A 26,329-nucleotide genomic window follows, 5' to 3' on the forward strand; every position below is an offset into this window, starting at 1 on the left:
GTCACTCCCAGTGCGGAGGGCGTTCGGCGAGCAGCCAGTCATCGTTGCCACCCGACCGCTCGCCCCAGCCACGGTCGGTGTCGTCGGAGGTCTGCTCGGGCAGCACCACGAAGTCTTCGCTCAGGTCGACGGTGCGGTCGTCGTCGTCGCGTACGCCCTGCTTGCCGGGGTCCTCGGTGCTCACGAGCGGCAAGACTAGCGCAACCCGGTGCCTCCCCCACGTCGTTGACCCTCTGCTCCTGGGCACTGTCGCCGACGGTGGCACGCCGGTGAGAAACGACCCGCCCGCTCCCCACGTTGGTAGCGTCGGACGGCGTGACGACCCCCAGCGGTGGCAGCACCCCGGACGACTACTGGCGACGGCCCGGCACCGGTGCCGACGCGGTGCCGAACCATCCCCCCGCCACACCGCCGGGCGGCCCCACCAACCCACCGCAGAGCGGCCCCACCAACCCACCGCAGAGCGTGCCAACCGGCCCACCCCAGAGCGGGTACGCCGGGCCGCCGCCGAGCGTGCCGCCGCCGAGTGGCTGGCGTCCACCCGTACACCTTCAGCCGGCACCGCCGCGGCGGCTGCCACCGCAGGACATGGCCGACCTGGACGCGGCCGAGCAGCGCTCGCAGCGCGTCACCTACGGTTTCGGCGCGGCGGCCGCTGTGGTGCTGGTGGTCCTGTTCTGCCTGCTCTGCTCGCGGGTCATCTTCTAGAGCGGCGGGCAGAGCAGGTCAGAGAGTGGTGCCCCAGACGGCCTCGGCGCCGCTGTGCCCGGTCAGGTAGACGTAGACCAGGGCGGCGATGGACAGCGCCACGACCGCCACCGCCAGCACCGGGGTGACCAGCGCCGGCAGCTGCGGCACCCGGGGGTGCCCGCTGGTGACGACCAGCAGCAGGATGGCCCCGATTCCCAGCGGCACGACGATGCGGAACAGGATGTCGCCGTAGCGGGAGTGCTCGAAGATCTGATCGAGGATCTGCCCCTGGAAACCCCGGGCGACCAGCGCGTCGGTGAACACCTCTCCCGACTTGACGGCCACGAAGGCGGTCACCGGTGCGACCACGGCAAGGAGACCCAGGGCCCAGTCCAGGCGGTGCCGCCACCGTGGCAGACCGACGTACGCGATGGCCAGCACCGCCAGCAGCGGCACGAACACGACGACCGCGTGGACCACCAGGACGTGTGCCGGTAGACCCAGGATCTCCTCGAACATCGAATCCTCCAGGTGGATCACGGTCAGGGGTTGGTCAGCGTACGGTCCGCCGATCGTCCCGAGGCTCTCGACCGGAGACACGTGCGACGCGACCATCGGGTTCACCATCCCGGGTCGTGAGCACGATCTTGCCGCGCTGTGTCGGTGGCCACCCGGGCCCGGCGACGGTTGTCGATGCTGGTCGCGCGTGCTGTCATTGGCCAATGTCCGGTGCCGAGGAGCTGCTGCGATCGAAGGGCCTGCGTGTCACGCGGCCACGCCTCGCGGTGCTCGACGTGCTCGACGGTGGCGGTCACCTGGAGGTCGACGAGATCACCCGGCGGGTCCGTGAACGCCTCGACTCGGTGTCCACCCAGGCGGTCTACGACGTGCTGGGTGCCCTGTCCCGGGCCGGGTTGTCCCGCCGGATCGAGCCGGCCGGCAGTCCCGCGCGTTACGAGGCGCGCGTCGGCGACAACCACCACCACGTGGTCTGCCGGGGCTGCGGCGAGATCGCCGACATCGACTGCGCGGTGGGCAGCGCGCCGTGTCTGGAGCCGAGCGTGTCGCACGGGTTCGAGGTGGACGAGGCGGAGGTGACCTTCTGGGGTCTCTGCCCGGGCTGCCGGGCTCGTCGCTCCGCCGACGTCTGACCACTCGACGTCCAACCCGCCGACGTCCAACCCGCCGACGTCCGACCCGCCGACGTCCGACCCGCCGACGTCTGACCCGCCGGCACCGACGGGACGTGCCCGACGAGGTCGGGGTGACCGTGGCACTCTTGGACGGTGGACTCCGATGACCTCGGCCTCTTCGGTCCGGGTTCGGTCACGTGGAAGGTGCACGAGGAGCCGATCCTGATCGTCGCGGGCCTGCGCTCGCTCTACCTCCAGGCGTTGCATCCTCGGGCGATGGCCGGGGTGGCGCAGAACAGCAACTACCGCGCCGACGCCTGGGGCCGCCTGGCCCGCACCGCCACCTACGTCGAGACCACCGTCTACGGGACCACCGCCGAGGCGGAGACGGCCGGGGCCCGGCTGCGCCGGCTGCACGACCGGCTGCGGGCCACCGATCCGCTCACCGGCGAGGAGTTCCGGATCGACGAGCCGGACCTGCTGCGCTGGGTGCACGTCACCGAGGTCGAGTCGTTCCTCAGCACGGCCCGGCGGGCCGGGCTGCCGCTCACCGACGAGGAGGTGGACGGCTATTACACCGAGCAGCGCCGGTCCGCCGCTCTGGTCGGCCTGGACCCGGCCACCGTCCCGGGCACTGCGGCCGAGGTCGCGGAGTACTACCGCGCCGTACGGCGGGAGCTGCGGATGACCCGGGAGGCCGCCGAGACGGCGATCTTCCTGACCGCCCCGCCGTTTCCGTGGAAGCTCAGCCTGCCAGCCCGGTTGGGGCTCAACCTCGGCCCGCCGCGGTGGGCGTACCTGGGGATCGCCGGCACCGCGTTCGGACTGCTGCCGGGGTGGGCTCGTCGGATGTACGGCGGGCTGGGCCTGCCCACCACCGCCCTGTCGGCGGACCTGTCCGTGCGCGCCCTGCGGCTCGCGTTCGCTGCCGTGCCCCGTCGCTATCTGGAGGGGCCGTTGATTCTGGCCGCCAAGGAGCGGGCCGCGCGTCACGCTGCCACCACGTTGGCCGGCTGACCCGGCGTCCGCCGCCGGGATTCAGCTGTCGGTGTGCCGGTCCACGGCCGCCCATGGTTCCTTGCCGGGCACCTGCGCGCCGATCGGGCAGTGCCGCCGGAAGTCACACCAGCCGCAGCGCGGGCCGGGTGCCACCGGGAACGCCTCGTCCGCGTCGGCGCCGTCCGCGACCGCCCGTTCGGCGGTCATGATGTCGCGGGCCGTCTCCTCCGCGCGGGTCAACTGCCGGGCCAGCGACTCGACGGTGTGGTCGTGGCCGGCGACCGTGCCGGTCGGCAGGTGGTGCAGCTCCACCCGACGGCACGGCCGCCGGAACACCCGCTCGGCCGCGTACGCGTAGAGCGCCAACGCCTGCGAACCGCGCGCGTCGTCGGTGTCCAGCCCGCTGCGACCGGTCTTGTAGTCGACGATGACCAGCTCCGGCCCCTCTGGCCCGGGCCGGGAGTCGATCCGGTCGGCGCGACCGTTGAACGCCAGCACGGCGGTCTTGACCGCCACCACCCGCTCCACACCGAGCGGGTCGGAGTCGGCCTCCAGCGTCTCGACGTACGCCTCCAACCAGCCCAACGCCCGCCGGTAGGCGGCCCGCTCCTGCTCGTCGTCGCGGTAGCCCTCGCGGACCCAGGTGCCCTTGAGCAGGGTGGCCAACGCCTCGGGGCGACGCCGGTCGGCGGGCAACGCATACCAGTTCTTCAGGGCGGTGTGCACACTGGCGCCCAGCGAGTTGTGCGCCCACGGCGCGCCCTTGGGTGGCGTCGGCCGGTCGACGTAGGAGTAGCGGTAGCGGCGTGGGCAGTCCGCGAAAGCGCCGAGTTTGCTCGGTGTGCAGACGAACAGGCGCTCCGGCATGCCCTCGAAGCCGAGCTGCTCGGCACCGCCGGCGCGTTGTTGGGGAGCCCGGCCACCGGCCGCCGGCCGTCCCGCTGAGGAGGATCGTCGCACGCCTGCGATCCTGCCACCCACCCCCGACACCGCTGGTGTGCCGGTCAGGTCATGTTGACGTACTGCGTGACGAAGGCGAACACCGCGTCGGCGATGAGCTGCACGGCGATCGCGGCCAGCAGCAGACCGGCGATCCTGGTCAGCACCTCGATCCCGCCGGGACGCAGGATCTTCACGATGCCGCCGGAGAAGCGGAGGACGATCCAGACCGCGAGCATCACGGCGAGGATCGCCACGGCGATCGCGGTGAAGTCGGCCAACCCGTCGGCCTGCTGGACGAAGAGCATGGTGGCCACGATGGCACCGGGGCCGGCCAGCAGCGGGGTGCCCAGCGGCACCAGGGCGATGTTGGAGGTGGCTTCCGAGCTCGGGCCGTCGGTCTTGCCGGTCAGCAACTCCAGGGCGACGAGTACGAGCAGCAGCCCACCGGCCGCCTGCAACGCCGGCAGGTCCACGTGCAGGTAGTCCAGCAGGGTCTGCCCCGCCACCGCGAAGACCACGATCACGCCCAACGCCAGCGTGACGGCCTGCCAGGCCGCCCGGTTACGGTCGCGGGCGGGCAGCGGGCCGGTCAACGCCAGGAAGATCGGCATCATGCCCGGCGGGTCGGTGATCACCAGCAGGGTCACGAAAACCTCGCCAAACAGCTTCAGATCCACGTGATCAACCTAGCCGCGCCGAGATTCCCCAAAATGGGGATCAGCCGGAAGCGACCTCGGTCACGCCTTCGGCGACGATCCGCTCGTACGCCTCGACGCTGGTGCTGAACTCGCCGAGCTGGACGGTCTTGTGCGTGCCGTGGAAATCCGAGGAGCCGGTGACGAGGAGGCCCAGGTCGGCGGCGAGCGCCCGCACGTGCGCACGCTCGGCCGGGCTGTGGTCCTCGTGGTCGGCCTCGAGCCCGGCCAACCCGGCGGCGGCCAGCTCGGCGATCAACTCGTCGGGCACCACCCGGCCGCGTCGGGTGGCCCGGGGATGGGCGAAGACCGGCACACCGCCGGCCGACCGCACCAGCCGGATCGCCCGGAACACGTCGATGTCGTCCTTGGGCAACCGGTACCGCTCGCCCAGCCAGTCCGGGCCGAACGCCTCCCGGGTGCTGCCGACCAGGCCGACCCGGATCAGTGCCTGGGCGATGTGCGGCCGGCCCACAGTGCCGCCGCCCGCTCCGGCCAGGATGTCCGGCCAGCTCACGTCGATGCCGTCGGCGCGCAACAGCGCGACGATCCGTTCTCCGCGATCTTCCCGGGCGGCCCGCACCCGGGCCAGCTCGGCGACCAGTTCCGGGTGGTCCGGGTCGAACAGGTACGCCAGCAGGTGCAGCGGCACCGCCGGCTCGGTGCCGGACCAGCGGCAGGACAACTCCGCCCCCCGGACCAGGCGTAGTCCCGGCGGCAGCGCGCCGACGGCCGGCACCCAGCCGGCGGTGGTGTCGTGGTCGGTGATCGCCAGCACGTCCAGCCCGGCCTGGGCGGCCGCGCGGACCAGCTCCGCCGGGGTCAGCGTGCCGTCGCTGGCCGTCGAGTGGGTGTGCAGGTCGATCCGCGGGGCGGCGCCGGTACGCGAGGTCACCGCACGACGCTACCCAGGGATAGCCGAGCCCGCCTCGCGAAGGTCATCCCGACGGCGTCAGAAGCTGCTCACCAGGACCGGCCGCTCCCCGGCGGGCAGGCCGGGCACCGGCTCGGGGTTGGCGGACTCTCCTGCCCGTACCCGGGCGGGGTCGACCCGGACCAGTGCACCGGCCTCGTCGAGGTAGGAGGCGTGGGAGTCGTTGTTCCAGACGATCGTGCCGGTCATCGGCGGTCCGGCCGGAACGGCGGTCGTGACCGGCCCGAGTTGCCGCAGGTCGACCAGGAGGGCACGGTCGGCCTTGCCCACCCGTCCGTTCACCAGCAGCCACCGTCCGTCGGCGGAGACTCCGCCGACGCCGTCCTCGCTGAGGTCCGGCCCGCAGCCGGAGTCCACCGGGGTCAGGTGACGCGTCGGGTCGAGCACGGCCAGGCAGGTCCCGCCCGGGTCGGTTGCGGCGATCTGGCCGACCAGCCGCCCGTCGGGCAGCGCGCCGTAGACGTGGAGGGTCTGTCGGTCGACGGTCGCGGGCAGCGGCCCGGCGCCGGGCCGCCAGAGGGTGTGGCCGGCGCTGGCGGGGTCGAGTCGGACCAGCACGTTGTCACCGACGAACCGGACGGGCTGGGCGTCCGCGGGCGCGGGCGTGCGTACCGCGCCGATGAGCTGGGTGCCCACCACCCCCGCCACCAGCAGGTCGCTGCCGTCACGCCAGGCGACCTGGCGGCTGTCCGGTGCCAGGACGATGGGGCCTGCCCCGGCCAGCAGGACCTGCACCAGGCCGTCGTTCTGCACCACCCAGAGGGATCGGCCGGCGGTGCTCGCCGTGCCGACCACCAACCAACCGGTACCGCCGGGCAGGAGCTGGGCGTGTTCGGCCGGCCCGACGTCGGGTAGCACCAGCCGCTTCCCATCGGCGCTGACCAGCGTCTCGCTCACCAGCAGGGACGCGGACGTTCCCGGCGAGGGGCCGGGGCCCGGGGCGCTGACCGTCGGGATCGGCCGGCTGGACGGGTCCGGATCACCGATCACCACGATGGGCGCGCCGTCCCGCCTGGTCTCGGCACCGAGCTGGGCCATCCCGGCGCTCAGCAGCACGGTGACGGCCGCCGCGAGGGCGAGGCCTGTTGCGGTACGCCGGCGACGGATCCGGTTCGCGCGGCGGATCGCCTGACCCGCCGGGTCGGCTGCGAGGGGGCGGGCAAGGGCGACCTGGTGCGAGAGGGTCTCCCGCACCGCACCTTCCAACTCGTCAGGCCGCACCTGGTTAGAACGCCGCGGGCCGTCCGTCAGGTTGTCGGACCGGCCCGGGAATCCGCTCACTGCTGCTCCCCGGAGCCCGTGCCGACGGGCACGGCCGCCGGGGCGGTGGGCAGCACGACCGGCGGGCCGATCGGACGCGGAGCGACCGGTCGGGGCGCGGCAGGGCGGGGAACGGCTCGGCCTTCCGCCTGCCGGGGTCGGCGCGTCGCGGCGGCACCGGTGGTCGGGTGCTGCCCGGCCGGGACGCCACGTCGGGGGGCGCCGGCAGCGGCCGGACGACCGTCGGCAGCCGGTGATGCTTGCCGGCCGGCGATGCCGGCAGCGGCGGCGAGCTCCGCTGCGTCGGCTCCCAACCGTCGGCGCAGCGTGGCCAGGGCTCGCGACGCCTGGCTCTTCACCGTGCCCGGTGAGATGTCCAGCATCGCGGCGGTCTGCGCCTCCGACATGTCCTCGTAGTAGCGCAGCACCAGCACCGCCCGCTGCCGGTTGGGCAACTCCCTGAGGTGCCGCCACAGCAGGTCACGGTCGAGCTGCTGCTCGATCTCGTCGACACCGGCGCGTTCGGGCAGCACCTCGGTCGGGCGTTCGCCGTGCCAGCGGCGCCGCCACCAGCTCGTCGACGTGTTGACCATCACACGGCGGGCGTACGGCTCGACCGCCTCGATCCCACCGAGCCGCTTCCACGCGAGGTAGGTCTTGGTCAGTGCCGTCTGGAGCAGGTCCTCGGCAGTGGCCCAGTCTCCGGTGAGCAGATAAGCGGTGCGTAGGAGCGCGGCGGAGCGGGCCGCGACGAACTCGCGGAACTGCTCCTCCAACGAGTCCTTGCTCGCCACCGCCCACCTCCACACCCCAGTCGTCCTGGCAGAGTGCCACGTCAGAGGCGTTCCGGTCCATGACGAAAGGTGCGCACTTACTCCGATGTTCGGTCGAAAACCTTCACGCCCCGTCGTCGGCCTTGGCCTCGTCGGCTTCCTTGCCGAGCCGCGCCTCGACTGCCTGCGGCTCGTACATCTCCTCGACGACGCGCAGGTAGAGCTCGTTCGGGTTGGGCAGGTTCTTGATCTCGCGGAGCGCCTGCTCCTGGCCGGCGGACTCCAGCACGAAGGTGCCGTAGTTGAGCGCTCGGCCGGTGGGGGTCTGCTCGTACTTCATGTCGGTGACCCGGACCAGCGGCATCATGGCCACCTTGCGGGTGACGATGCCGTTGACCACCATGACCCGCTTGTTGGTCAGGATGAAACGGTCATACCACCAGTCGGCGACCTTCCACGCCACCCAGCCCATCACCGCGAACCAGAGCAGCACGGCGATGGTGGTCAGCGCACCGACGTCCTGCCCGGCGAGGAAGCCGGAGAGGTAGCCGAGCACGAAGGTCGCCGCGACGCCGATCAGCAGCGGGTTGGTGAGGTGGATCCAGTGCCGCTTCCACTCACCCCGGTAGCGCTCGGTGGGGAAGAGGTAGCGGGCAACCAGCGAACTGGGCTCGTCTTCCAGTGGCAGCACCCGCCGGGGAGTCGAACCGGTCGCGTCGGCGCGCAACCCGGCCAGCTCGTCCTCGGAGATCTGCGGCGGCTGGTAGCTCGCCTCCGGATCACGGATCCACCCTCGACCGGAGCGGCCCTGGCCGGCATAGCCGGGCCCGTCGCCATAGCCGACGTCGTCCGAAAGGGACGGACCGTCGGACAGGCCGGGACCGGCCCCGTATCCCGGGCCGTCATCGGGCCCGATCCTCGGGATCGGCTCGGTGTCACGCTCGCGGCGTTCCCGGTCGGGGTCGTCCGGGTCGAAGGGTGGACCGGAGGGGCTGCCCATCGGCTGCTAGGCGACGAGACTGGTGAAGAAGTCGCCGAACCCTTGGGCGATGTCCATGACGCCGCCGCCGAGTGACTTGAACACATCCGCCGCAGAGTTTGGCCGGTAGGCGACGAAGAAGATCAAGAATGCGATTCCGGCCCAGGTGAGGACCTTCTTGACCATGGCGGGCCATCCTCTCGCGCGGCGCCGGGTCCCATTACCGCAGCGGCACCCAGAGTATCAGTGTGGCGTCGTACAGTGAATATCTGCGTCCGTTCTCCGTCAAACCGGGAGACTTGTCAGGCTCTCCCAGGTAAGTGCGGGGACGGTGCGCCATACACGAGCTCGGGGGGAGTCCACTCGGTCAGGTCGTGTAGGACGACGTCTTCCGCGAGCAGGTGACCCGCACTCGCCGGCCAGGCTATCGCATGGAGCCACATTCCCCGAGCTTCGCCGGCGTACGCGCTTCGATCCGTTGGAGAATTCACCAACCACAGTGGAGTCGGATGCCCGGCGACCCTGATCCTGGCCTGCCCAACGTGGTCGGGGTGACCCGGCCCCGGGTCGGTCAACGCGTCCACCAGTTCCGGTCCCGGGTCCGGCCCGGCCAGTCCGGCGAGTCGCGTGCCCAGGCCGACACCCGGCTCCTCGGCCACGAAGACCAGGTCGGCCGGACCACCACCGAGCGGCGCCGGGCCCGCGCAGGCCACCGCTGTCGCCCGCACTCCCGTCCGGTCGTCCCCGGCGTACGCCACCCCGGTGAGGGTCCAGCCGGGCGGCAGCGGCCACGGGCACCACAGCGGCGTTCCCGGCGGAGCCGCGGTCGCGGTGATCCGTTCCACCACGCTCGCCACGATCTCCGCTCCGATGTGCTCGGGCACGTGCAGGGGCGGCACCGGGCCGCAGCGCAGACACCTCGAGTCGGTGTGCATCAGATCCGGCGCCCTTACCGGGCCCCCGCATCTCGGACAACTCACCGCGACACTCACATCCCCACCGTTCTCCGGTACCGCCGGCTCGTCAAGCGGGAACGTCCGATTCGGCACCCGGGCGCGGGTCAGTCCGGCGGCGGGCCGGCGTGGGCACGAATCCAGGCGTGCATCGCGATACCGCTGGCCACGCCCGCGTTGATCGACCTGGTCGAGCCGTACTGGGCGATGGAGTAGAGCTGGTCGCACGCGGCGCGGGCCGGCGCGGAGAGCCCCGGGCCCTCCTGGCCGAACAGCAGCACGCAGTCCCGGGGCAGGGTGCCGGTCTCCAACGGGCGCGAGCCCGGCAGGTTGTCGATGCCGAACACCGGCAGCCGGCGCTCGCCCGCCCAGGCCACGAACTCCTCGATCGTCTCGTGATGGCGCACGTGCTGGTAGCGATCGGTCACCATCGCGCCGCGCCGGTTCCACCGTCGCCGTCCGACGATGTGCACCTCGGCGGCGTTGAACGCGTTGGCGTTGCGGACCACCGTGCCGATGTTGAAGTCGTGCTGCCAGTTCTCGATCGCGACGTGGAAGCCGTGCCGGTGCCCGTCCAGGTCGGCGACGATCGCCTCGTGGCGCCAGTAGCGGTAGCGGTCGACGACGTTGCGCCGGTCCCCCTCCGCCAGCAACTGCGGGTCGTAACGGGGGTCGTCCGGTGGGGTTCCCGGCCAGGGGCCCACACCCACCTCAAGCTGGTCGTCGGTCACGGTCATCAGAGGGTACGGACCACGTCTGCGCTCGGCGCGACGACCTGCCGGTCAGCCCAGTCCGAGCGCGGCGCCGAGCCGGTCCAAGAAGCGCCGGTCCGCCGGGCTGATCGGGTGCTCCGCCCGGCGTTCGCCGGGGCTGGGCACCGCGCCGCAGACGCGGGCCGCGACCGACTGCACCCACTGGCGGTACGCGGCCGAGTCGGCGGGGTCGGCGCGCCGCCCCAGCACCCGGCTCGCCGCCCGGCAGGCCGCGAGCAGGTCCACCAGATCGGTGAGCCGCTCGACGGGCTGCGGGGCGCCGTCGTGACGGGCGTAGATCGCGGCGACCACCGCGCGGACCAGATCGCTGTCGGAGGCCCGGCCCGCGGCAACGGCATCCAGGCCGGCCAGTCCCGCCAGGACACCGCGTTCCGTGCGGCCCGGCCCCGGGGCCACCGCGGCCACGAGAACCCGGCCGGGCAGACCGGTGAGCAGGTCCCACTCGGCGGCGGAATAGACAGCTGTGGTCAAGGGTGCGGCTCGGCGGCCGGCAGAGGGCGGCTCTCCGGCGACGGAGTGGCTCATCGAAACCTCCATCGCCAGCATATGCCCCGTAATGGGAACAGGGCCCCTTCCCCGGCAGAACCCGCTGCGGGGGAAGGAGCCCGGAGGCTGGCTGCGACCGACTCGCGGCGACGCTCAGCGAGGCTCGGGGAAGCTGGGCCGCTCCGGATCCACTCCCTCGGGCACGGCGCTGGCCGCGTACTCCCGTTTGGGGACCATGACCTTGCGCCGGAAGACGCAGACCATCGTGCCGTCCTGGTTGTAGCCGCGGGTCTCCACCGACACCACGCCCCGGTCGGGCTTGGAACCCGACTCACGCTTGTCCAGCACCGTGGTCTCGCCGTAGATCGTGTCGCCGTGGAAGGTCGGCGCGACGTGCCGCAGCGACTCGACCTCCAGGTTGGCGATCGCCTTCCCGCTGACGTCGGGCACCGACATGCCGAGCAGCAGGGAGTAGATGTAGTTGCCGACCACCACGTTGCGCTTGAACTGGCTGGCCGTCTCGGCGTAGTGCGCGTCCATGTGCAGCGGATGGTGGTTCATGGTGAGCAGGCAGAAGAGGTGATCGTCGTACTCGGTGACGGTCTTGCCCGGCCAGTGCCGGTAGACCGCGCCGACCTCGAACTCCTCGTAGTAGCGGCCGAACTGCATGCTGGTCCCCTTCGACGGGTGGCGATGGAGTTCGGCACAGCATGCCTTACCGAAGGTTAAGGCGACCGGCGGGGCGCGACGTCGGCGGAAAAGTCACACCGGTCACTCAAAACGGGGGGAGACGCAATGAGCGGCGGGGCCCTCCCCGGCACCCGCCGCCCACGCTCTGATGCCGAGAAGTGTGCCCTACGACAGCGTAGGTTCGACAGAGATCGGCGTCACATTTATCTTTTTGTAACACTACTCTCGGTGACGATCCGGAGGTTGATCAGCGATCTCCGCAGGCCGGATACCTGCTTGTCAAGGCTCAAGTTACCGATTCGTACTGCTCAATCGGGTGGATCTCCCTGGAAACGCTCCCATCACCGCTGGTCACGCAAGTGCGTCATGCATTTGCGTTCCGCAGGCCGGGAAAGACAGACGTGGGTCGATGACCCTCGGGCCCCCCGCCAGCACGGAGGACGTTTCGTGCCCCACCGCCCGGGAATTCGATACGGTCAGCCCTGGTTCTACGGGACGTAGACAAACCGCGGTGATCGGAGAGTGCAATGGCAACCGTTGAGCTGACCTCGGCGAACTTCGACGAGGTGACCGGCAACGACGGCATCGTCCTGGTCGACTTCTGGGCCGACTGGTGTGGTCCGTGCAAGCGGTTCGCCCCGGTCTACGAGCGCTCCTCGGAAAAGCACCAGAACATCGTGTTCGGCAAGGTCGACACGGAGGCCCAGCAGGAGCTGGGCGCCAAGTTCGACATCCGGTCGATCCCGACGATCATGGCGATCCGCGACGGCGTCATCGTCTTCGCCCAGCCGGGCGCACTTCCCGAGTCCGCACTCGAGAACCTGATCGAGCAGGTCGAGGCGCTGGACATGGACGACGTCCGTAAGCAGCTGGCCGAGCACAACCACTGAGTCGCCCACGGCGACACGCGAGGCCGGGCCCGGTTCGGGCCCGGCCTTCGTCGTACCCGGAGGCGCGCGCATGATCACCTTCCTGGGCAGGCCGGAGTGACCGCCGGTGGGACCCGGGGCAGCCGGTACATCCCGTATCGTCACGACCCGATGGAGACCCTGACCACCCGCGGGCGCGTGACCCGGCTCGGCGCGACCGCACTCGGCCTCGCCCTGCTGATCGTCGGCACCTTCTGGGGCAGCGACGACGACTTCCCGTTCGGCCCGTTCCGGATGTACTCCACCTCGAATCCGCCGAACGCACCCGCACCGGACACCCGCGTCGAGGGGGTGAACAGCTCCGGAGCCGTTATCGACCTCAACCAGGACGCGACCGGCATCCGTCGCGCCGAGATCGAGGGTCAGCAGGCCCGCTACGCCGCCGACCCGACGCTGCTCACCGAGGTCGCCGACGCGTACGCCGAACGACACCCCGACGCCCCAGCGCTGGTCGAGGTCCGCATCGTCATCCGCTGGCACGGCATCCGCGCCGGTCGACCGACCGGGCAGCACACCGACCAGACCGTCGTCCGCTGGCAGGCAACCCGATGACCCGCTGGTTGACCGAGGCCGTGCCCCGGGGCCGGGTGGCCGCCTTCCGGACCGTGATCTACCTCTTCGTCGCCGCCGACCTGGTGATCTTCACTCCCTGGGTGCGCACCCGCGTCAGCGTGCCCGGCGACCTCTACCGGCCGCTCCTGATCGGACGCCTGCTCCCCCTGCCGACGCCAACCGAGACGTTGGTGACGGTGATCTTCTGGTCGTTGCTGGCGCTCGCACTCCTCGCCGCGACCGGCCGGGCACCCCGCCTGCTCGGCTGGGCGGTCTGCGCGCTGTACCTGGAGTGGATGATCATCGCGATGAGCTACGGGAAGGTCGACCACGACCGGTTCGGGCTGCTCATCGCGCTGGCCGTGCTGCCCACCGCCGGCCGGGCCCGACACGGCGACACCACCCGCACCGAGGCTGGCGGCTGGGCCCTCCGCGTCACCCAGATCGCGGTGATCTGCACGTACTTCCTGGCCGCCTTTGCCAAGCTGCGCTTCGGCGGGCTGGACTGGCTGACCGGCTCGGTCCTCGCCCGCGCGATCATCCGGCGCGGCACGGACCTGGCGGACCTGATCGCCCAGGTGCCGTACCTGCTGATCGTCGCCCAGTTCGGCATCGTGGCGTTCGAGCTGCTCAGCCCGGTGGTCTTCTTCCTGCCACCCCGCTGGCGACACGCCATGGTCGGCTTCTTCTACTCGTTCCACGTGGTCACCATCGCGACCATCACGATCTCGTTCGCGCCACACCTGGCCGCGATGACCAGCTTCCTGCCGCTGGAGCGGGTCCGCCCGCTGGTCTGGGCCCGCCGACTCATCGGCCGTGGCAGCCCCGCACCGACCTCGACGGACGTCGACACACTGCCGGACCAGGATCCCGTCGGCGCCAGCTCGGACCCAGCGCCGCTCGGCGATCAGGCCCCGGTCGTCGGGCGCCCCGCCGGGCCGTAGAGCCGTTCACGGGCTTCCTGCGGCAGTGCGCAGGCCGCCGTGCCGCCCGGCAGGCGGTGCCGGTTACGCGCCACCCAGCGGTACACCGGCCAGGCCCCGGCGCGCACCGGCGGGAACCGCAGGCCCGCCCCGGCGATCCGCCAGACCGGGCCACTGTCGGCGAGCAGCTTCGCGATGGCATCCGGACCGGCGGCCCGTGCGCCGTCCGCCCCGACCCACTGCACGGCCTCCTCGCACTCGGCCACTGTCAGACCGAGCGCGTCCAGGTCGGTGAACTGCCAGGGCACCACCCGCGCACCAGTGGGGATCCGGCGCGCAATGAACTCGGCGCACTGCGTGCAGAACGCGCAGTCCCCGTCGTAGACGAAGGTCGACGTCTCCATGCTGTCCATCCTCCCCTCTCCGACCACCCGAACGACCACCGGTGTACGGCGGGTCACTTGCACTCCACTCGTACGCGTGTTCGAATAGTGGCCATGCGCTGGGACAACCTCACCGCTCCCCCGGTCGAGGGAGACCCCGAGCGGGCAGCGCCAGCGACGCCACCCCTGCCGCTGGCGCTGCCCGGCGCCATTGCCCGCACCTTCGACACCCCCGAGTTCGCCGGGATGACCTTCTACGAGGTGCAGGCCAAGTCCATCCTCAACCGCGTGCCCGGGCAGTCCCGCGTTCCGTTCGAGTGGACCATCAACCCGTACCGTGGCTGTTCTCATGCTTGTGTTTACTGCTTCGCGAGAAATACTCACACTTATCTCGATCTCGATGCCGGTGCGGACTTCGACCGGAAGGTGATCGTCAAGGTCAACGCCGGTGAGTTGGTCCGGCGCGAGTTGGCCGCGCCGAAGTGGCGGGGCGCGCACGTGGCGATGGGCACCAACGTCGACTGCTACCAGCGGGCCGAGGGCCGCTACCGGCTGATGCCGCAGATCATCGCGGCCCTGCGGGACTTCGCCAACCCGTTCTCGATCCTCACCAAGGGCACGCTGATCCTTCGCGACCTGCCCCTGCTGCGTCAGGCCGCCGAGGTCACCACAGTGGGCATCTCCTTCTCGGTGGGGTTCGTCGACGAGCAGCTCTGGCGTTCCGTCGAGCCGGGCACGCCACATCCTCGCCGCCGGCTGGACGCGGTCCGGGCGCTCGCCGACGCCGGCTTCTCCGTCGGGGTGCTGATGGCCCCGATCCTGCCTGGCCTGAGCGACAGCGACGAGTCGATCGACACCACCGTGTCGGCGATCGCCGCAGCCGGCGCGACCAGCGTGACCGCCCTGCCCCTGCACCTGCGTTCCGGCGCCCGGGAGTGGTACGCGCACTGGCTCGCCCGGGAGCACCCGCACCTCGTGCCCCGCTATCGCGAGCTCTACCGGGCCGGTGCGTACGCCCCGCAGGCGTACCAGCGGGAGTTGACCGCCCGGGTGCGGATCGCGGCACGCCGGCACGGGCTGCACCGCGGCGAGCGGGGCGACAACCGCAGCCTGCCCGAGCCGCCGCCACCGCCGGCTGCGGAGCAGTTGACTCTGCTCTAGTCGGCTCAGAGCTACAGTCGGCGGGTGCGTACCGCTTCGCAGATCCTCGCCGACTCCGCCGTGATCGCCGTCGTGGGTGCGTCCCGCGACCCGTTGAAGGCCGCGCACGGCGTGCCGTTGCAGATGCAGCAGCACGGCTGGCGCATCATCCCGGTCAACCCGACTGTCGACGAACTGTTCGGGGAGCGGGCGTACAAGTCGCTGGCCGACATCCCGCACCCGGTCGACCTGGTGGACGTGTTCCGGCCGGCGGCCGACGCCGTGCAGGTGGTCCGGGACGCGGCGGCCATTGGTGCCCCGGCGGTCTGGCTGCAACTGGGCATCGTCTCGGCCGAGGCGCGGCGGATCGCCGAGGAGGCCGGCATGGACTACGTCGAAGACCGCTGTCTCATCGTCGAACGCGCCGCCGCCGGCCTCACCCGCCTCGCTTGACAACCCGGCCGGGGCCCTATCGTCTGGTTGTGCCCTTCTTGCGGCTGAGCCGCGTGCCCTCGCTGGACGACGGGCTGTGGCCGCGCCGGTTCCTTGCGCTGACGGTCGCGGCGACAGCGGCGGTGTTGATCACTGGCGGTCTGCTCCAGGTGCCTCCGGTCGGCTCATCCGCGGTGAGCGTGGCCGTGTGGCTGAGCATCGGCGTTCGCTGGTTGACCGGACGGTGGTGGCCACGGCGGGACGGGCAGCTGCACTGGCGGGAGCGGGTCACCGGCCTGGACACTGTCGAACCCGGCCTGGTGGCACGCCGGTCGCTCGCCGGCTGGGTCGATCTGGCGGCAGAGTGGGTCACCCTGACCGTGATCGGCGCGGCTCTGCTGGCCACCCTGCCCGAACAAGGCCTCTGGGTCGACATCGCCCGCCCGGTGGTCGCCGTCGGTGTCGCGGCGTGGCTGGCTCGGACGGCGTACGCGCAGGTGCGGTTCACGGGTCAGCTCGCGTTGACCCCCAGCGCGATCCGGCACGGCCGGCACGTCCTCGACTGGACGAACATCGACCGGGTCAGCCCGCACCGGCGCGATGGTCGGCTCGACGGTGTGCGACTGCGGCCCGCGGTCTGGCGGTCGCTGCAACCCGCCCCGGTGGTCGGCGGCAGGGACACGGCGGTGCCGGAGGATCGGCTGATCGCCGCAATCGAGGAGTACCGGTTCCGACCGCAAGACCTGGCAGGAGAGCCGGCGAGCACCAGGGACGACGCGCCCGTCGGCGCGGACGACCTCGCCGGAGAGCGTGATGCCTCTGAGTCATATTGATGCCTCACAGTCATCACGCTGTCGACCGACGACGCGGACAGACCGACCGGGCCACGGGCCACGGGCCACCGAATCAGCAGGCGCGGGTCAGAGCTTGTACTCCTTGAGCAGGCCCCGGGAGATGATGGTCTTCTGGATCTCCGAGGTGCCCTCGCCGATGAGCAGGAACGGGGCCTCCCGCATCAGCCGCTCGATCTCGTACTCCTTGGAGTAGCCGTAGCCGCCGTGGATGCGGAACGCCTCCTGGACGACCTCGGCGCAGTATTCGGAGGCGAGCAGCTTGGCCATTCCGGCCTCGACGTCGTTGCGCTGGCCGGCGTCCTTGAGGCGTGCGGCGTTGACCATGAGGGCGTGCGCGGCCTCGATCTTCGTACCCATCTCGGCGAGCTTGAAGGCGATCGCCTGGTGCTTGGCGAGCGGCTGGCCGAACGTCTTGCGCTGCTGGGCGTAGCTGACCGCCAGCTCGAAGGCGCGGATGGAGATGCCGCAGGCGCGGGCGGCCACGTTGACCCGGCCCACCTCGATGCCGTCCATCATCTGGTAGAAGCCTCGGCCCACCTTGTCGGCGCCACCCAGGATCGCGGAGTCGGGCACTGTCACCCCGTCGAGGACCATCTCGGTGGTCTCGACGCCCTTGTAGCCCATCTTTTCGATCTTGCCGGGGATGGTGAGGCCGGGGGCGGTCTCGCCGAAGCCCGGCTCCTTCTCCAGCAGGAAGGTGCTCATGTTGCCGTAGACCGACTCGGCGCCGGTGTCGGTCTTGACCAGGGTGGCCACCACCGAGGAGTACGCCCCGTTGGTCAGCCACATCTTCTGGCCGTTGAGCACGTAGTTGTCGCCGTCGCGGACGGCACGGGACTTGATCGCCGAGACGTCGGAGCCGGTCTCCGGCTCGGACATGGAGAACGCTCCGCGCACCTCGCCGGTGGCCATCTTCGGCAGGAGGCGGGCCTTCTGCTCGGCCGAGCCGTGTTGGGAGATCAGGTACGCCACGATGAAGTGGGTGTTGACGATGCCGGAGATCGACATCCAGCCCCGGGACAGTTGCTCCACCACCAGCGCGTAGGTCAGCAGCGACTCGCCCAGGCCGCCGAACTCCTCGTCGATGGTGAGGCCGAACAGGCCCATCTCACGCATGCCGTCGAGGATGTCGGTGGGGTACTCGTCGGCGTGCTCCAGCCGCTGGGCGTGCGGAATGATCTCCTTGTCGGCGAAGTCCCGAACGGTCTCCAGGATCGACTGTTGCACATCGGTCAGGCCGGGCGTCTGGGCGAGTCGAGCCATCACAGCCTCCGGGGATCCGCGCACTACTCGTGGGTAACTGAACGCTGGGTCAGTATCGGTCTCCGGAGCCGACGAGGCCAAGGTGACCAGTCCACACAACCGCTGTGAAAAGGTTCACCGCTGCGGGTAGCGTCCGGCAAGAGGGACTTTTCCGGCACCGGCAGGAGGAGGACAGCTGTGAGCTACCCACCGCCGTCGGGACCACCGTCAGACGAGCAGCCACCGTCACCCTACGAGCCGCCCCGGGACCAGTCGCCGTATGCGCCGCCGCCGGCCGGCCAGCCGCCGTACGCGCCACAATCGGACCAGCCGGCGTTCGAGCTGCCGGCGGAACGCTCACCGTACGGGCCACCTGCGGACGATCCGTCGCCGTACGGGCAGCAGGGGCCGCACCAGTCGGGGCACTGGAGTCAGCAGCCGCCGTACCCCCCGCAGGGCCCCTACGGTCAGTACGGCCCGCCGCCCTCCGGGCCAGGTCGGGGCACCAACGTGCTCGCGATCCTGTCGCTGGTGTTCGCCTTCGCCTTTCCGCCGGCCGGTGCCGTCCTCGGCCACGTGGCCAAGCGGCAGATCCGCACCAGCGGCGAGGAAGGTGACCAGCTCGCCACCTGGGGGCTGATCCTCGGCTACGTCTTCACCGGGCTCACCCTGCTGGCGTGCTGCGGCTGGCTGGCCCTCGTGGCCCTGGGCAACACCGGCGACAACGGCGGCTACTGACCGCCGCCACACTCAGGCCGCTGGTCAGCGGAACCGGGCCTCGCGGACGCTGTTGCCGCCGTCCACCACCAGCATCTGGCCGGTGATGTACGAGGCGGCCGGCGAGCAGAGGAAGCTGATCGCCGCCGCGACCTCGTCCGGAGTGCCCGGTCGACCCACCGGCGTGCCAAGCCCTTGCTTGATCTCGGCCATCGTGGACGCGGCGGTGTAGATGGTGCCCGGTGCGACCGCGTTGACGGTCACGCCGTCGGCGATCATCTCCATCGCCAACGCCCGGGTCAGCCCGACGACGCCGGCCTTCGCCGCGGCGTACGCGGCCTCGGTGGGCAGCGCGTTGACGGGGCCGGCGGTGGCCGACAGGTTGACGATCCGACCCCAGCCCCGCTCGGCCATCCCCCCGATGAACGCCCGACTGCACAGGAACGCCGTGGACAGGTTGCGGTCGATCTCGCCGCGCCACTCGTCGTAGGTCAGCTGCGCGACCGGCCGCAGCACTCCCTGGCTGGCCCGGCTGGCCAGGCCGGCGTTGTTGACCAGCACCTCGACGTCGCCCAACTGCTCGGCGACCGCGTCGGCCAGCGCGCCGACCTCCGACTCGTCGGTCAGGTCCGCGACGAAGCCGGTCACCCCCAGCTCGCCAGCGCGTTCGTGGATGCGCCGGGTGGTGGAGACGATGGCCACCCGGGCACCCAGGTCGGCGAGTCGGCGCGCGGTCGCGTACCCGATGCCGTCCGGGCTGCCCGCGCCGGTCACGAGGGCGACCCGCCCGTCGAGCCGCATGGTCACCGGGTCGGCCAGCGCGACCGGCTCGTCGGGGCCAGGGCCGCCTGCCGGCGCGGCCGCGCGGGCACGTCGGGCCCCGCCCGGGCGGCTGACGTCCCGTCTGGGTCGGCTGCCGGAGCGGTCCGCGGCGCGCGCGTCGAATGCCATGTCGAGATCCTGCCCGTTACGACCGGCCCGAAGCAACGCGGCACCCGGGAGCGGGGTCAACGGTTTTGGTCACTCCTGGCTACCCTGACGGCGCACCCGACCTGACGGAGAGATCGCATGACCAACCCCCCGCCCTCTGGCGGCTGGCACGACCCGGCGTGGTCGGGACAGCAGTCCGGTGACCCCACCCTCCCGGTGAGCAGTCAACCGGCACCCACCCAGCCGATCGAAGTCAACCCATACGCGCCGACCGACCCGTACGCGCCGACCAGTCCGTACGCGGGCGGCGCGCCGCAGATACCGACCCAGCCCGGCCCGTACGCGGCCACGCCCGGTTACCCGCCGCCTGGCTACCCGGGTTACGGGTACCCGCCCGCACCGAAGCAGAACGGCCTGGCCATCGCCGCGATGGTCGTCTCGATCATCGGCGCCCTCGGCCTCTGCGCGTACGGCCTCGGTGGCTACATCGGCGCGATCGGCGCGATCCTCGGCCACGTGTCCCGTAAGCAGATCAAGGAGCGTGGTGAGGGCGGCGAGGGCTTCGCCACCGCCGGCATCATCGTCGGCTGGGTCGCCACCGCGCTGGCGGTGCTGGCCACCATCGTCATCGTGATCTTCATCGTCTGGGCCGCGAACCAGGACACGTCCAGCTACGAGAGCGGCAACTACTGAGTTCGGCGAGCCGCCCCCGGGTGCGACCCGGGGGCGGCTCGGCGGTTCACTCGGCCGGTGGGGTGAACGACGAGGTACGGCTCATTCCGGCGGCCCGGCCCTTCGCGGCGACCACGAGCGCCATCTTGCGGGACGCCTCATCGATCATCTCGTCGCCGAGCATCACGGCGCCCAGCTTGCCGCCGGCTTCCGAGGTGTAGTGCTCGTACGCGTCGAGGATCAGCTCGGCGTGGTCGTAGTCGGCCTGCGCCGGCTGGTAGACCTCGTTGGCGGCGTCGATCTGACCCGGGTGCAGCACCCACTTGCCGTCGAAGCCCAGCGCCGCCGAGCGCTTGGCCACCTCGCGGAACCCGTCGACGTCCCGGATCTGCAGGAAGGGGCCGTCGATGGCCTGCTTGTCGTGCATCCGGGCGGCCATCAGGATCCGCATGAGGATGTAGTGGTACGGGTCGCCCGGGTAGTCCGGGATCAGCGCGCCGACCACCAGGGACTTCATGTTGATCGACGCCATGAAGTCGGCCGGGCCGAAGATGATGGTCTCCACGCGCGGCGAGGCGGCGGCGATCGCGTCCACGTTGACCAGCCCGGCGGCGTTCTCGATCTGCGCCTCGATGCCGATCCGGCCGACCTCCAGGCCGAGCGTCTTCTCGATCTGGGTGAGCGTCAGGTCCAGCCACTGCACCTGGGCGGCCGTCTGCACCTTCGGCAGCATGATGCAGTCCAGGTTCGCGCCGGCGCCCTCGACGACGTCGATGACGTCCCGGTAGGTCCACGGGGTGGTCAGGTCGTTGACGCGGACCACGCGGGTCTTCCCGGCCCAGTCCCCCTCGTTGAGCGCGGCCACGATGTTCTTGCGCGCGTCCGGCTTGGCCAGCGGGGCGACGGCGTCCTCCAGGTCGAGGAAGACCTGGTCGGCCGGAAGGCCCTGCGCCTTGCCGAGCATCTTGACGCTGGAACCCGGCACGGCGAGGCAGGACCTGCGGGGGCGACCGACTGCGGCCATGGATGCGCTCCTTCCAGCGTCCGGCGGGCATGCCGACGCCACCTGACGACAGAGTTGAGAACTTAACGATCCCAAAGGGCGTTGTGACGCCACGGTAACCTCGCGCCATGACCGGGGTGAATGGACCTGTGGAAGATCTCACTGGGCGTCGGCTGGTGGTGGTGACCGGGGCAAGCTCCGGCATCGGGTTGGCTGCCGCCGTGCAGCTGGCCTGCCGCGGTGACCAGGTTGTGCTGGTCGGGCGGGACCCGGCGCGCCTCCAGGCCGCAGCGGAACGGGTACGGGAGAACTCGGGCGAGCGTCCGGAGTTGTTCCGAGCCGACTTCGCGGTCCTGGACGACGTGCGCCGGCTCGCCGAGCAGCTACGGGCCGCGTACGACCGGATCGACGTGCTCGCCAACAACGCCGGTGCAATCGCGCTGCAACCACTCACCACCGTCGACGGCTTCGAGATGTCGATCCAGGCCAACCACCTGGCCCCGTTCCTGCTGACCAACCTGCTCGCCGACCGGGTGGGCCGGGTCGTGGTGACCGCCTCCGGTGCGCACCGCTTCGGCGCGCTCGACCCGGACGACCTGAACGCACCGCTGCGCGGCTATCGGCCGATCGGCGCGTACGGCACCAGCAAGCAGGCGAACATCCTGTTCACCGCCGAGGCGGCCCGACGCTGGCCGGAGATGTCCGCGTACTGCTTCCACCCCGGGGTGGTGCGCACCCGGTTCGGCAACGACAGCAGGCTGGTCGCGTTCGGCATGCGGTTCATGCCGTTCCGCAGCCCGGAGAAGGGCGCCGAGACCCTGGTGTGGCTGGCCAACCAGGACCGATCCCGGCTGACCAACGGCGGCTTCTACGCCGACCGTCGCCCGCGTCGGCCGTACCGCAAGGCCAGCGACCCGCGGCTCGCCGCCCGACTCTGGGAGGCGAGCGCGAAGGCCGTCGGCATCGCTGGGTAGCGTGGCCGCCATGCTCACTCTCGTCGCGCTGGTCGAGTACGCATCCGGGGCCGAGGCCGCCGGGCAACGCTACGAGGACGCCGTGCTGGCCTTTCTCGGGCGGCACGGCGGCCAGCTGGAACGGCGGCTGCGTGGCACCGACGGGCAGACCGAGGTGCACGTGATCCGGTTCGACGCCCGCGCCGGCTACGAGTCGTTCCTCGTCGATCCGGAACGGGCCGCGCTGCGCGCCGCGCTCGGCGAAGCCGCACCGACGACCCGGGTCATCGAGGTCCACGAGGTCTGACCGGGCGGACCTGCGTCTTCCCTCACTTCATCACAGGGTGGCGGGCGAGAACAAGACTTGATCTTGGAGTGGTCGGCAACCAACATCGAGGCATGGATTTCGATGCGACCGCCACCGCGCGCCGGGCCCTCTGGATCGGCGGCGGGCAATGGGCCGGTAAATCGACAGTGGCCGTCAACCTGGCCATACGGTTCGGTCTGACGGCATACCTCTACGACCGGCACGACGCCCGAGGGCACGACGACCGGCGCATCGCAGACCGGGTCCGGCACGGCGAACCGCCGGCCGGCCCCGATCCGGAGACGACCTGGGTACGCACCGAGCCAGCCCGAATGGCTGCCGAGACACTGGCAGGTTTTCCCCGCCGCTTCGCGTGGGTGCTCGACGACCTCAGCGCACTGGTGCCCGGCCGCCGGCTGGTGGCCGAAGGCTGGGGGCTGCGACCGGAGTTGGTGGCACCGGTCGTCGGATCGGTACGGCAGCTGGTGGTGCTGGTGCCCACTGCCGAGTTCCGCGCCCAGCAGATCGCCCGGCTGCCGCGTGCCAGCATCGCCGCAGCGGGGGTCAGTGACCCCGAGCGGGCCCTCCGCAACAGGTGGGAAAGGGACGAACTGGTGGCGGCGGACGCAGTGGCGCAGGCCGCGCGGCTGGGCGTCCGGGTGATCCAGGTGGACGGCAGCCTCGACGGTGATCAGCTGACCGATCTGGTCGCGGACCACTTCGCCGCGTACCTGTGAAGACCGTCAGTCGTTCAGCGGGGTCGGGTCGGCCGGCAGCGCGGTGGGTGCCGGCCGGCGAGCGGCCCGGGCGCCGCCGAGCACCACCACCGCCACCCCGGCCAGCAGCAGCGCCATCCCGAGCAGCGCGTACGGGCGGGGAACCTGACCCAGCCAGGCCCAACCGAGCAGGGCCGCGCCGGGCGCCTCCAGCAGGATCAGCACGCTCACCGTGGTCGCCGGGATCTTCTTCAGCGCGTAGTTGAACATCGAGTGCCCGAGCAGTTGGGCGCCGACCACGAGGGCGAGGATGGCCAGCCAGGTCCGCCCGTCGAACCCGGTCAGCCGTACGCCGCCGATCAGGCACATGACCAGCAGGAGCAGTGCACAGATCCCGTAGCAGATGGTGGTGTAGGTGGTGGTGCTGATGCTGGTCCGCGCCCGCTCACCGAAGGCGGTGTAGACGGCGGCGAACATGCCGCCGGTCAACGCCAGCACGTCGCCGAGGACGGCCCTGCCGGAGACCCCCACGTCCACCCCGGTGGCGATCGCGGCGCCGCCGACCGCCACCGCGATGCCGATCCACACGATCCGGGGCAGCCCACGTCCCTGGGCGCGCGCGATCAGCCCCTGCCAGACCGGCTGGGTGGCGACCAGGGCGGTGGACGTGGCGACCGAGGTGAGCTGGGCGCTCGGCACCCACGTCGCGAAGTGACCGGCCAACGCGACCCCGGACAGGATGCAGAACAGTCCCTCCCGCCGGCCCACACCGGTGGTCAGCCTGCGGAACTCGGCGCGACGGCGGGCCAGCGCGAAAGGGCTCAGCACTGCCACCGCGAGCAGGTTGCGCCAGAACGCGATGGCCAACGCGGGTGCGGCGGCGTACGCGATCAGTGGCGCGGACGACGACACGGCGACCACGGCCAGACCGACCGCGCCGGTGGTCAGCGGATCCAGGGACGGCCGGGGTGAAGGTGGGGACACGGGACGTAATCCTCACACGTATGACGGACAACACGCAGGGTCATCGCTCCGTTACGATCACGCGGGTCCGCGCCGCCAACCCCCGACCGCCCGGAGGCGCTCCCCCATGCCCACCTACCAGGCGGTGCTGTTCGATTTCTTCGGCACCCTCACCCGTTCGGTGCAGCGCGGTGTCGCGCACACCGACACCGCCGAGCTGCTCGGATGTGACACCGACACGTTGACCGAGGTGCTGGACCGCACGTACTACGAGCGGGCCACCGGTCGACTCGGCAACGCGGAGGCGACCCTTCGGTGGGTGTGCGCCCAGGCCGGCGTACACCCGAACGACACCGCGGTGCGGGCGGCCGTGGCGTCCCGGCACCGGGCGGTCCGTGCGGACACCTGGCTGCGGGCCGACGCCGTGCCGGTGCTGGCGGCCCTACGCCAGCGCGGCCTGCGTACCGGGGTGATCAGCGACTGTACGCACGAACTGCCGGCCTTCCTGCCACAGCTCGCGGTCGCCCGGCTGCTCGACGTGCGGGTCTTCTCGGTACAGGTTGGACGGTGCAAGCCGGACCCGGCGCTTTACCTGACCGCCTGCCAGCGGCTCGGGCTCGCCCCGGGCAACTGCCTGTACGTCGGTGACGGCGGCAGCCAGGAGTTGACCGGCGCCGAGCGGGCCGGGATGACCGCGGTCCGGCTCGCCGCGGCGGACCTGGCCACACACATGGTGTTCAACGCCGACCTGGACTGGCGCGGCCCCACAATCGGCACCCTGCGCGAGGTGCTCGCCCTGGTCGACGTCGACGCCGAGGTGGTGGGCGCCGGCGGCCGGGCGGGTTGACGCGCCGATCAGCGGCGACGAACCCGGTGCAGGCGGAACGGCTTGCGGGTGGCCCGGACGGCCGGGGTGGGTCGAGGCGGCTCGGCCTGCGCGTCGGCCGGCAGGTCCGCGCCGGCCAGCGGCGTTCCGGCCGGGGTGAGCCGGTTGACCGCGCATCCGTCGGTGGCCCAGCGGGCCACCAGGTCAGCGGTCGGGCCGGGCGCGTTGAGACGCTTCGCCGCCACCAGCGGCGCGGTGGTGTCCCACGCCTCGGTGCCCGGCTGCACCCGGCTCACCTGTGCCGACCAGGTGACGATCCGACCACCGTGGTCGCCGCGCAGGGAGACCTGCGCCTCGGTGGCGTCGGCCAGACCCGGCGCTGCCTGCTCGCCCGGCCCGCTGACCACCAGGAGAGCGCCCTCCAGTGGGGCGCACCAGAGCGCGAGCGCCGGCCCACCGGAAACGCTGACCCAGGCCACGGCAGCCTTCTTCATCGCCTCGTCGACCAGCGGCGTCGACCCACGCGCGTCGTCAGTCACCCTCGCATCCTGCCGCACCTCGGCCGCTGACGCGTAGGCCGCCGGCGCTTTGGTGTGATCAGCCCACGAACGGCGGCACCGCGATCTCACCGCGCGCCACCGGCATCACCTGACCGGCGACGGTCGCCCCGACCGCCACAGCGTTCGCCGCGGTGACCGTGCAGGCCAGCGAGGACGGACGGTTGATCTCCACACCCTGACGGACCGCGTAACGGGACAGCCCCTCGGCCGGCAGCAGACCACTCGCCACCAGCCAGACACCGAGACCGAGGGCCGCCGAGCCGGTCGCCGGGTCCTCCGGGACACCCATCCCGGGCACGAAGACCCGGGCGTGCGCGGTTTGCGTGGCGGCGTCCCAGGAGAAGACGCTGACGTGCGACACCCCATAACGCTGCGCCGCCGTCGCGTTCACCCGCGCGCGGGCCACCGACTCCGGACGCACCGGGAGGTACGGGAACTCCAAACCGCAGCCGGCGACGCGGGGAGCGGGCCCGATGTGGTCGTCCGCGACCAGCCCGGCGATCTCCAGCAACGGCTCCGGGTCCAACTCCGGCCCGAGAGTCGGCGTGCCCCCGGTCAGCGTCGCCCCCGACGCGGTCACCTCGATCGGCAGCACCCCGGCCTTGCACTCCTGGGTGACCTGCCCCACACCGAACATGCCCCGCCGGCTGGCGGTGACCGCCGCGCCGACGCTCGGGTGCCCGGCGAACGGCAACTCCTCCACCGGGGTGAAGATCCGGGCCCGGTAGGTGGCGCCGACCTGGGTCGGTGGCAGCACGAACACCGTCTCGGACAGGTTGAACTCCAACGCGAGCGCCTGCATCTGCTCGGTGGCCAGCGCTTCCGCGCCGAACACCACGGCCAGCGGGTTGCCGGCGAAAGGGCGGTCGGTGAAGACGTCCACGATCTCGTAGGCCAAGGTCGACATGTTGATAAACACT

General features: G+C 71.3%; 35 protein-coding genes. 15 read left to right on the top strand and 20 right to left on the bottom strand.

Features of this window, described 5'->3' with window-relative positions; genetic code table 11:
* Position 1: 1 nt before the first annotated feature.
* Entirely contained in the window at positions 2–184 is a 183-nt protein-coding gene (locus tag KBX46_RS28675; protein WP_088952184.1) for a hypothetical protein, read from the bottom strand.
* Between the two features lie 131 nt (positions 185–315).
* Between KBX46_RS28675 and KBX46_RS28680 the strand changes: the two genes are divergently transcribed.
* Positions 316–708 carry a hypothetical protein gene (locus KBX46_RS28680; RefSeq protein WP_210795053.1) on the top strand — a complete coding sequence of 131 codons (393 nt, stop codon included), beginning with the start codon at positions 316–318 and terminating at the stop codon, positions 706–708.
* 18 nt (positions 709–726) lie between these two features.
* Here the strand turns inward: KBX46_RS28680 and KBX46_RS28685 are convergent, their stop codons facing one another.
* Entirely contained in the window at positions 727–1,209 is a 483-nt protein-coding gene (locus KBX46_RS28685; protein ID WP_088952183.1) for a DUF2231 domain-containing protein, read from the bottom strand.
* A 203-nt stretch (positions 1,210–1,412) separates the two neighbouring features.
* Between KBX46_RS28685 and KBX46_RS28690 the strand changes: the two genes are divergently transcribed.
* Both KBX46_RS28690 and KBX46_RS28695 read left to right on the top strand, forming a co-directional pair.
* Positions 1,413–1,841 (top strand): Fur family transcriptional regulator, encoded by a 429-nt coding sequence (locus KBX46_RS28690; protein WP_210795056.1) that lies wholly within the window; start codon positions 1,413–1,415, stop codon positions 1,839–1,841.
* A gap of 135 nt (positions 1,842–1,976) precedes the next feature.
* Positions 1,977–2,840 carry an oxygenase MpaB family protein gene (locus KBX46_RS28695; protein ID WP_210795058.1) on the top strand — a complete coding sequence of 288 codons (864 nt, stop codon included), beginning with the start codon at positions 1,977–1,979 and terminating at the stop codon, positions 2,838–2,840.
* Between the two features lie 21 nt (positions 2,841–2,861).
* On the opposite strand, the gene KBX46_RS28700 is transcribed toward KBX46_RS28695, so the two are convergent.
* The 11 genes from KBX46_RS28700 to KBX46_RS28750 form a co-directional block, all read right to left on the bottom strand.
* On the bottom strand, positions 2,862–3,782 hold the full coding sequence (locus KBX46_RS28700) for a PD-(D/E)XK nuclease family protein (RefSeq protein WP_210795060.1): 921 nt from the start codon (positions 3,780–3,782) through the stop codon (positions 2,862–2,864).
* 44 nt (positions 3,783–3,826) lie between these two features.
* Positions 3,827–4,441: a MarC family protein gene (locus KBX46_RS28705; RefSeq protein WP_088951390.1), complete on the bottom strand. Its 615-nt coding sequence runs from the start codon at positions 4,439–4,441 to the stop codon at positions 3,827–3,829.
* A gap of 40 nt (positions 4,442–4,481) precedes the next feature.
* The gene (locus KBX46_RS28710; protein ID WP_210795062.1) at positions 4,482–5,354 is read right to left on the bottom strand and encodes a PHP domain-containing protein; all 873 of its coding nucleotides are present in this window, start codon (positions 5,352–5,354) and stop codon (positions 4,482–4,484) included.
* A gap of 57 nt (positions 5,355–5,411) precedes the next feature.
* Positions 5,412–6,587, bottom strand: coding sequence for a hypothetical protein (locus KBX46_RS28715; RefSeq protein WP_210795065.1), 1,176 nt, complete (start codon positions 6,585–6,587; stop codon positions 5,412–5,414).
* Positions 6,588–6,670: 83 nt separating this feature from the next.
* Complete coding sequence (locus KBX46_RS28720) at positions 6,671–7,447, bottom strand: SigE family RNA polymerase sigma factor (RefSeq protein WP_210795067.1); 777 nt, start codon at positions 7,445–7,447, stop codon at positions 6,671–6,673.
* Positions 7,448–7,550: 103 nt separating this feature from the next.
* Entirely contained in the window at positions 7,551–8,426 is an 876-nt protein-coding gene (locus tag KBX46_RS28725; RefSeq protein WP_088951386.1) for a PH domain-containing protein, read from the bottom strand.
* A gap of 6 nt (positions 8,427–8,432) precedes the next feature.
* Positions 8,433–8,591: a hypothetical protein gene (locus tag KBX46_RS28730; RefSeq protein ID WP_172862153.1), complete on the bottom strand. Its 159-nt coding sequence runs from the start codon at positions 8,589–8,591 to the stop codon at positions 8,433–8,435.
* A gap of 116 nt (positions 8,592–8,707) precedes the next feature.
* The gene (locus KBX46_RS28735) at positions 8,708–9,454 is read right to left on the bottom strand and encodes a DUF6758 family protein (protein WP_330464265.1); all 747 of its coding nucleotides are present in this window, start codon (positions 9,452–9,454) and stop codon (positions 8,708–8,710) included.
* Between the two features lie 11 nt (positions 9,455–9,465).
* Positions 9,466–10,089 carry an RNA methyltransferase gene (locus KBX46_RS28740; protein WP_141912352.1) on the bottom strand — a complete coding sequence of 208 codons (624 nt, stop codon included), beginning with the start codon at positions 10,087–10,089 and terminating at the stop codon, positions 9,466–9,468.
* 51 nt (positions 10,090–10,140) lie between these two features.
* Positions 10,141–10,677: a hypothetical protein gene (locus KBX46_RS28745; RefSeq protein WP_172862152.1), complete on the bottom strand. Its 537-nt coding sequence runs from the start codon at positions 10,675–10,677 to the stop codon at positions 10,141–10,143.
* A 93-nt stretch (positions 10,678–10,770) separates the two neighbouring features.
* Positions 10,771–11,286 carry a MaoC family dehydratase gene (locus tag KBX46_RS28750; RefSeq protein WP_088951384.1) on the bottom strand — a complete coding sequence of 172 codons (516 nt, stop codon included), beginning with the start codon at positions 11,284–11,286 and terminating at the stop codon, positions 10,771–10,773.
* 548 nt (positions 11,287–11,834) lie between these two features.
* Between KBX46_RS28750 and trxA the strand changes: the two genes are divergently transcribed.
* From trxA to KBX46_RS28765, 3 genes are all read left to right on the top strand, one after another.
* Complete coding sequence (trxA, locus tag KBX46_RS28755) at positions 11,835–12,197, top strand: thioredoxin (protein WP_030329190.1); 363 nt, start codon at positions 11,835–11,837, stop codon at positions 12,195–12,197.
* Positions 12,198–12,347: 150 nt separating this feature from the next.
* Positions 12,348–12,788, top strand: a complete 441-nt coding sequence (locus KBX46_RS28760; protein WP_099856984.1) for a hypothetical protein — start codon at positions 12,348–12,350, stop codon at positions 12,786–12,788.
* A complete protein-coding gene (locus tag KBX46_RS28765) occupies positions 12,785–13,732 on the top strand; it encodes an HTTM domain-containing protein (RefSeq protein ID WP_210795069.1) in 948 nt (315 codons plus the stop codon). The genes KBX46_RS28760 and KBX46_RS28765 overlap by 4 nt, the downstream gene beginning before the upstream one ends.
* Here KBX46_RS28765 and KBX46_RS28770 read toward each other — a convergent pair.
* Positions 13,696–14,115 (bottom strand): thiol-disulfide oxidoreductase DCC family protein, encoded by a 420-nt coding sequence (locus tag KBX46_RS28770; protein ID WP_099850313.1) that lies wholly within the window; start codon positions 14,113–14,115, stop codon positions 13,696–13,698. The genes KBX46_RS28765 and KBX46_RS28770 overlap by 37 nt on opposite strands.
* 93 nt (positions 14,116–14,208) lie before the next feature.
* Here KBX46_RS28770 and KBX46_RS28775 point away from each other — a divergent pair, with 93 nt between their 5' ends.
* The 3 genes from KBX46_RS28775 to KBX46_RS28785 are packed head-to-tail and all read left to right on the top strand — an operon-like array spanning position 14,209 to position 16,499.
* Positions 14,209–15,255 carry an Rv2578c family radical SAM protein gene (locus KBX46_RS28775; RefSeq protein ID WP_210795071.1) on the top strand — a complete coding sequence of 349 codons (1,047 nt, stop codon included), beginning with the start codon at positions 14,209–14,211 and terminating at the stop codon, positions 15,253–15,255.
* A gap of 24 nt (positions 15,256–15,279) precedes the next feature.
* Positions 15,280–15,687: a CoA-binding protein gene (locus tag KBX46_RS28780; protein ID WP_099850310.1), complete on the top strand. Its 408-nt coding sequence runs from the start codon at positions 15,280–15,282 to the stop codon at positions 15,685–15,687.
* 29 nt (positions 15,688–15,716) lie between these two features.
* Positions 15,717–16,499: a hypothetical protein gene (locus KBX46_RS28785; protein ID WP_210795073.1), complete on the top strand. Its 783-nt coding sequence runs from the start codon at positions 15,717–15,719 to the stop codon at positions 16,497–16,499.
* 87 nt (positions 16,500–16,586) lie between these two features.
* Here KBX46_RS28785 and KBX46_RS28790 read toward each other — a convergent pair whose 3' ends face one another.
* The gene (locus KBX46_RS28790; RefSeq protein ID WP_099850308.1) at positions 16,587–17,783 is read right to left on the bottom strand and encodes an acyl-CoA dehydrogenase family protein; all 1,197 of its coding nucleotides are present in this window, start codon (positions 17,781–17,783) and stop codon (positions 16,587–16,589) included.
* Between the two features lie 177 nt (positions 17,784–17,960).
* On the opposite strand from KBX46_RS28790, the gene KBX46_RS28795 reads away from it, so the two are divergent.
* Entirely contained in the window at positions 17,961–18,500 is a 540-nt protein-coding gene (locus KBX46_RS28795; protein ID WP_210795075.1) for a DUF4190 domain-containing protein, read from the top strand.
* Positions 18,501–18,524: 24 nt separating this feature from the next.
* On the opposite strand, the gene KBX46_RS28800 is transcribed toward KBX46_RS28795, so the two are convergent.
* Positions 18,525–19,430, bottom strand: a complete 906-nt coding sequence (locus tag KBX46_RS28800; RefSeq protein ID WP_088951378.1) for an SDR family NAD(P)-dependent oxidoreductase — start codon at positions 19,428–19,430, stop codon at positions 18,525–18,527.
* 117 nt (positions 19,431–19,547) lie between these two features.
* Between KBX46_RS28800 and KBX46_RS28805 the strand changes: the two genes are divergently transcribed.
* Positions 19,548–20,102: a DUF4190 domain-containing protein gene (locus KBX46_RS28805; protein WP_088951377.1), complete on the top strand. Its 555-nt coding sequence runs from the start codon at positions 19,548–19,550 to the stop codon at positions 20,100–20,102.
* Positions 20,103–20,148: 46 nt separating this feature from the next.
* On the opposite strand, the gene KBX46_RS28810 is transcribed toward KBX46_RS28805, so the two are convergent.
* Complete coding sequence (locus tag KBX46_RS28810) at positions 20,149–21,105, bottom strand: CoA ester lyase (RefSeq protein ID WP_088951376.1); 957 nt, start codon at positions 21,103–21,105, stop codon at positions 20,149–20,151.
* 128 nt (positions 21,106–21,233) lie between these two features.
* On the opposite strand from KBX46_RS28810, the gene KBX46_RS28815 reads away from it, so the two are divergent.
* From KBX46_RS28815 to KBX46_RS32770, 3 genes are all read left to right on the top strand, one after another.
* On the top strand, positions 21,234–22,058 hold the full coding sequence (locus tag KBX46_RS28815; protein WP_210795077.1) for an SDR family NAD(P)-dependent oxidoreductase: 825 nt from the start codon (positions 21,234–21,236) through the stop codon (positions 22,056–22,058).
* Positions 22,059–22,068: 10 nt separating this feature from the next.
* Positions 22,069–22,344 (top strand): hypothetical protein, encoded by a 276-nt coding sequence (locus KBX46_RS28820; RefSeq protein WP_231927205.1) that lies wholly within the window; start codon positions 22,069–22,071, stop codon positions 22,342–22,344.
* Between the two features lie 92 nt (positions 22,345–22,436).
* Complete coding sequence (locus tag KBX46_RS32770; RefSeq protein ID WP_247668335.1) at positions 22,437–23,081, top strand: hypothetical protein; 645 nt, start codon at positions 22,437–22,439, stop codon at positions 23,079–23,081.
* A gap of 6 nt (positions 23,082–23,087) precedes the next feature.
* Here the strand turns inward: KBX46_RS32770 and KBX46_RS28830 are convergent, their stop codons facing one another.
* Entirely contained in the window at positions 23,088–24,044 is a 957-nt protein-coding gene (locus tag KBX46_RS28830) for a DMT family transporter (protein ID WP_088951372.1), read from the bottom strand.
* A gap of 106 nt (positions 24,045–24,150) precedes the next feature.
* Here KBX46_RS28830 and KBX46_RS28835 point away from each other — a divergent pair, with 106 nt between their 5' ends.
* Positions 24,151–24,870: an HAD family hydrolase gene (locus KBX46_RS28835; RefSeq protein ID WP_210795078.1), complete on the top strand. Its 720-nt coding sequence runs from the start codon at positions 24,151–24,153 to the stop codon at positions 24,868–24,870.
* Between the two features lie 8 nt (positions 24,871–24,878).
* Here the strand turns inward: KBX46_RS28835 and KBX46_RS28840 are convergent, their stop codons facing one another.
* Positions 24,879–25,388, bottom strand: coding sequence for a hypothetical protein (locus KBX46_RS28840; protein WP_210795080.1), 510 nt, complete (start codon positions 25,386–25,388; stop codon positions 24,879–24,881).
* Between the two features lie 58 nt (positions 25,389–25,446).
* Positions 25,447–26,316 (bottom strand): PhzF family phenazine biosynthesis protein, encoded by an 870-nt coding sequence (locus tag KBX46_RS28845; RefSeq protein WP_210795082.1) that lies wholly within the window; start codon positions 26,314–26,316, stop codon positions 25,447–25,449.
* Between the last annotated feature and the right edge of the window lie 13 nt (positions 26,317–26,329).

Origin of the sequence: Micromonospora sp. C81 (assembly GCF_018070425.1) — a bacterium.
Classification (GTDB): domain Bacteria; phylum Actinomycetota; class Actinomycetes; order Mycobacteriales; family Micromonosporaceae; genus Micromonospora; species Micromonospora zamorensis.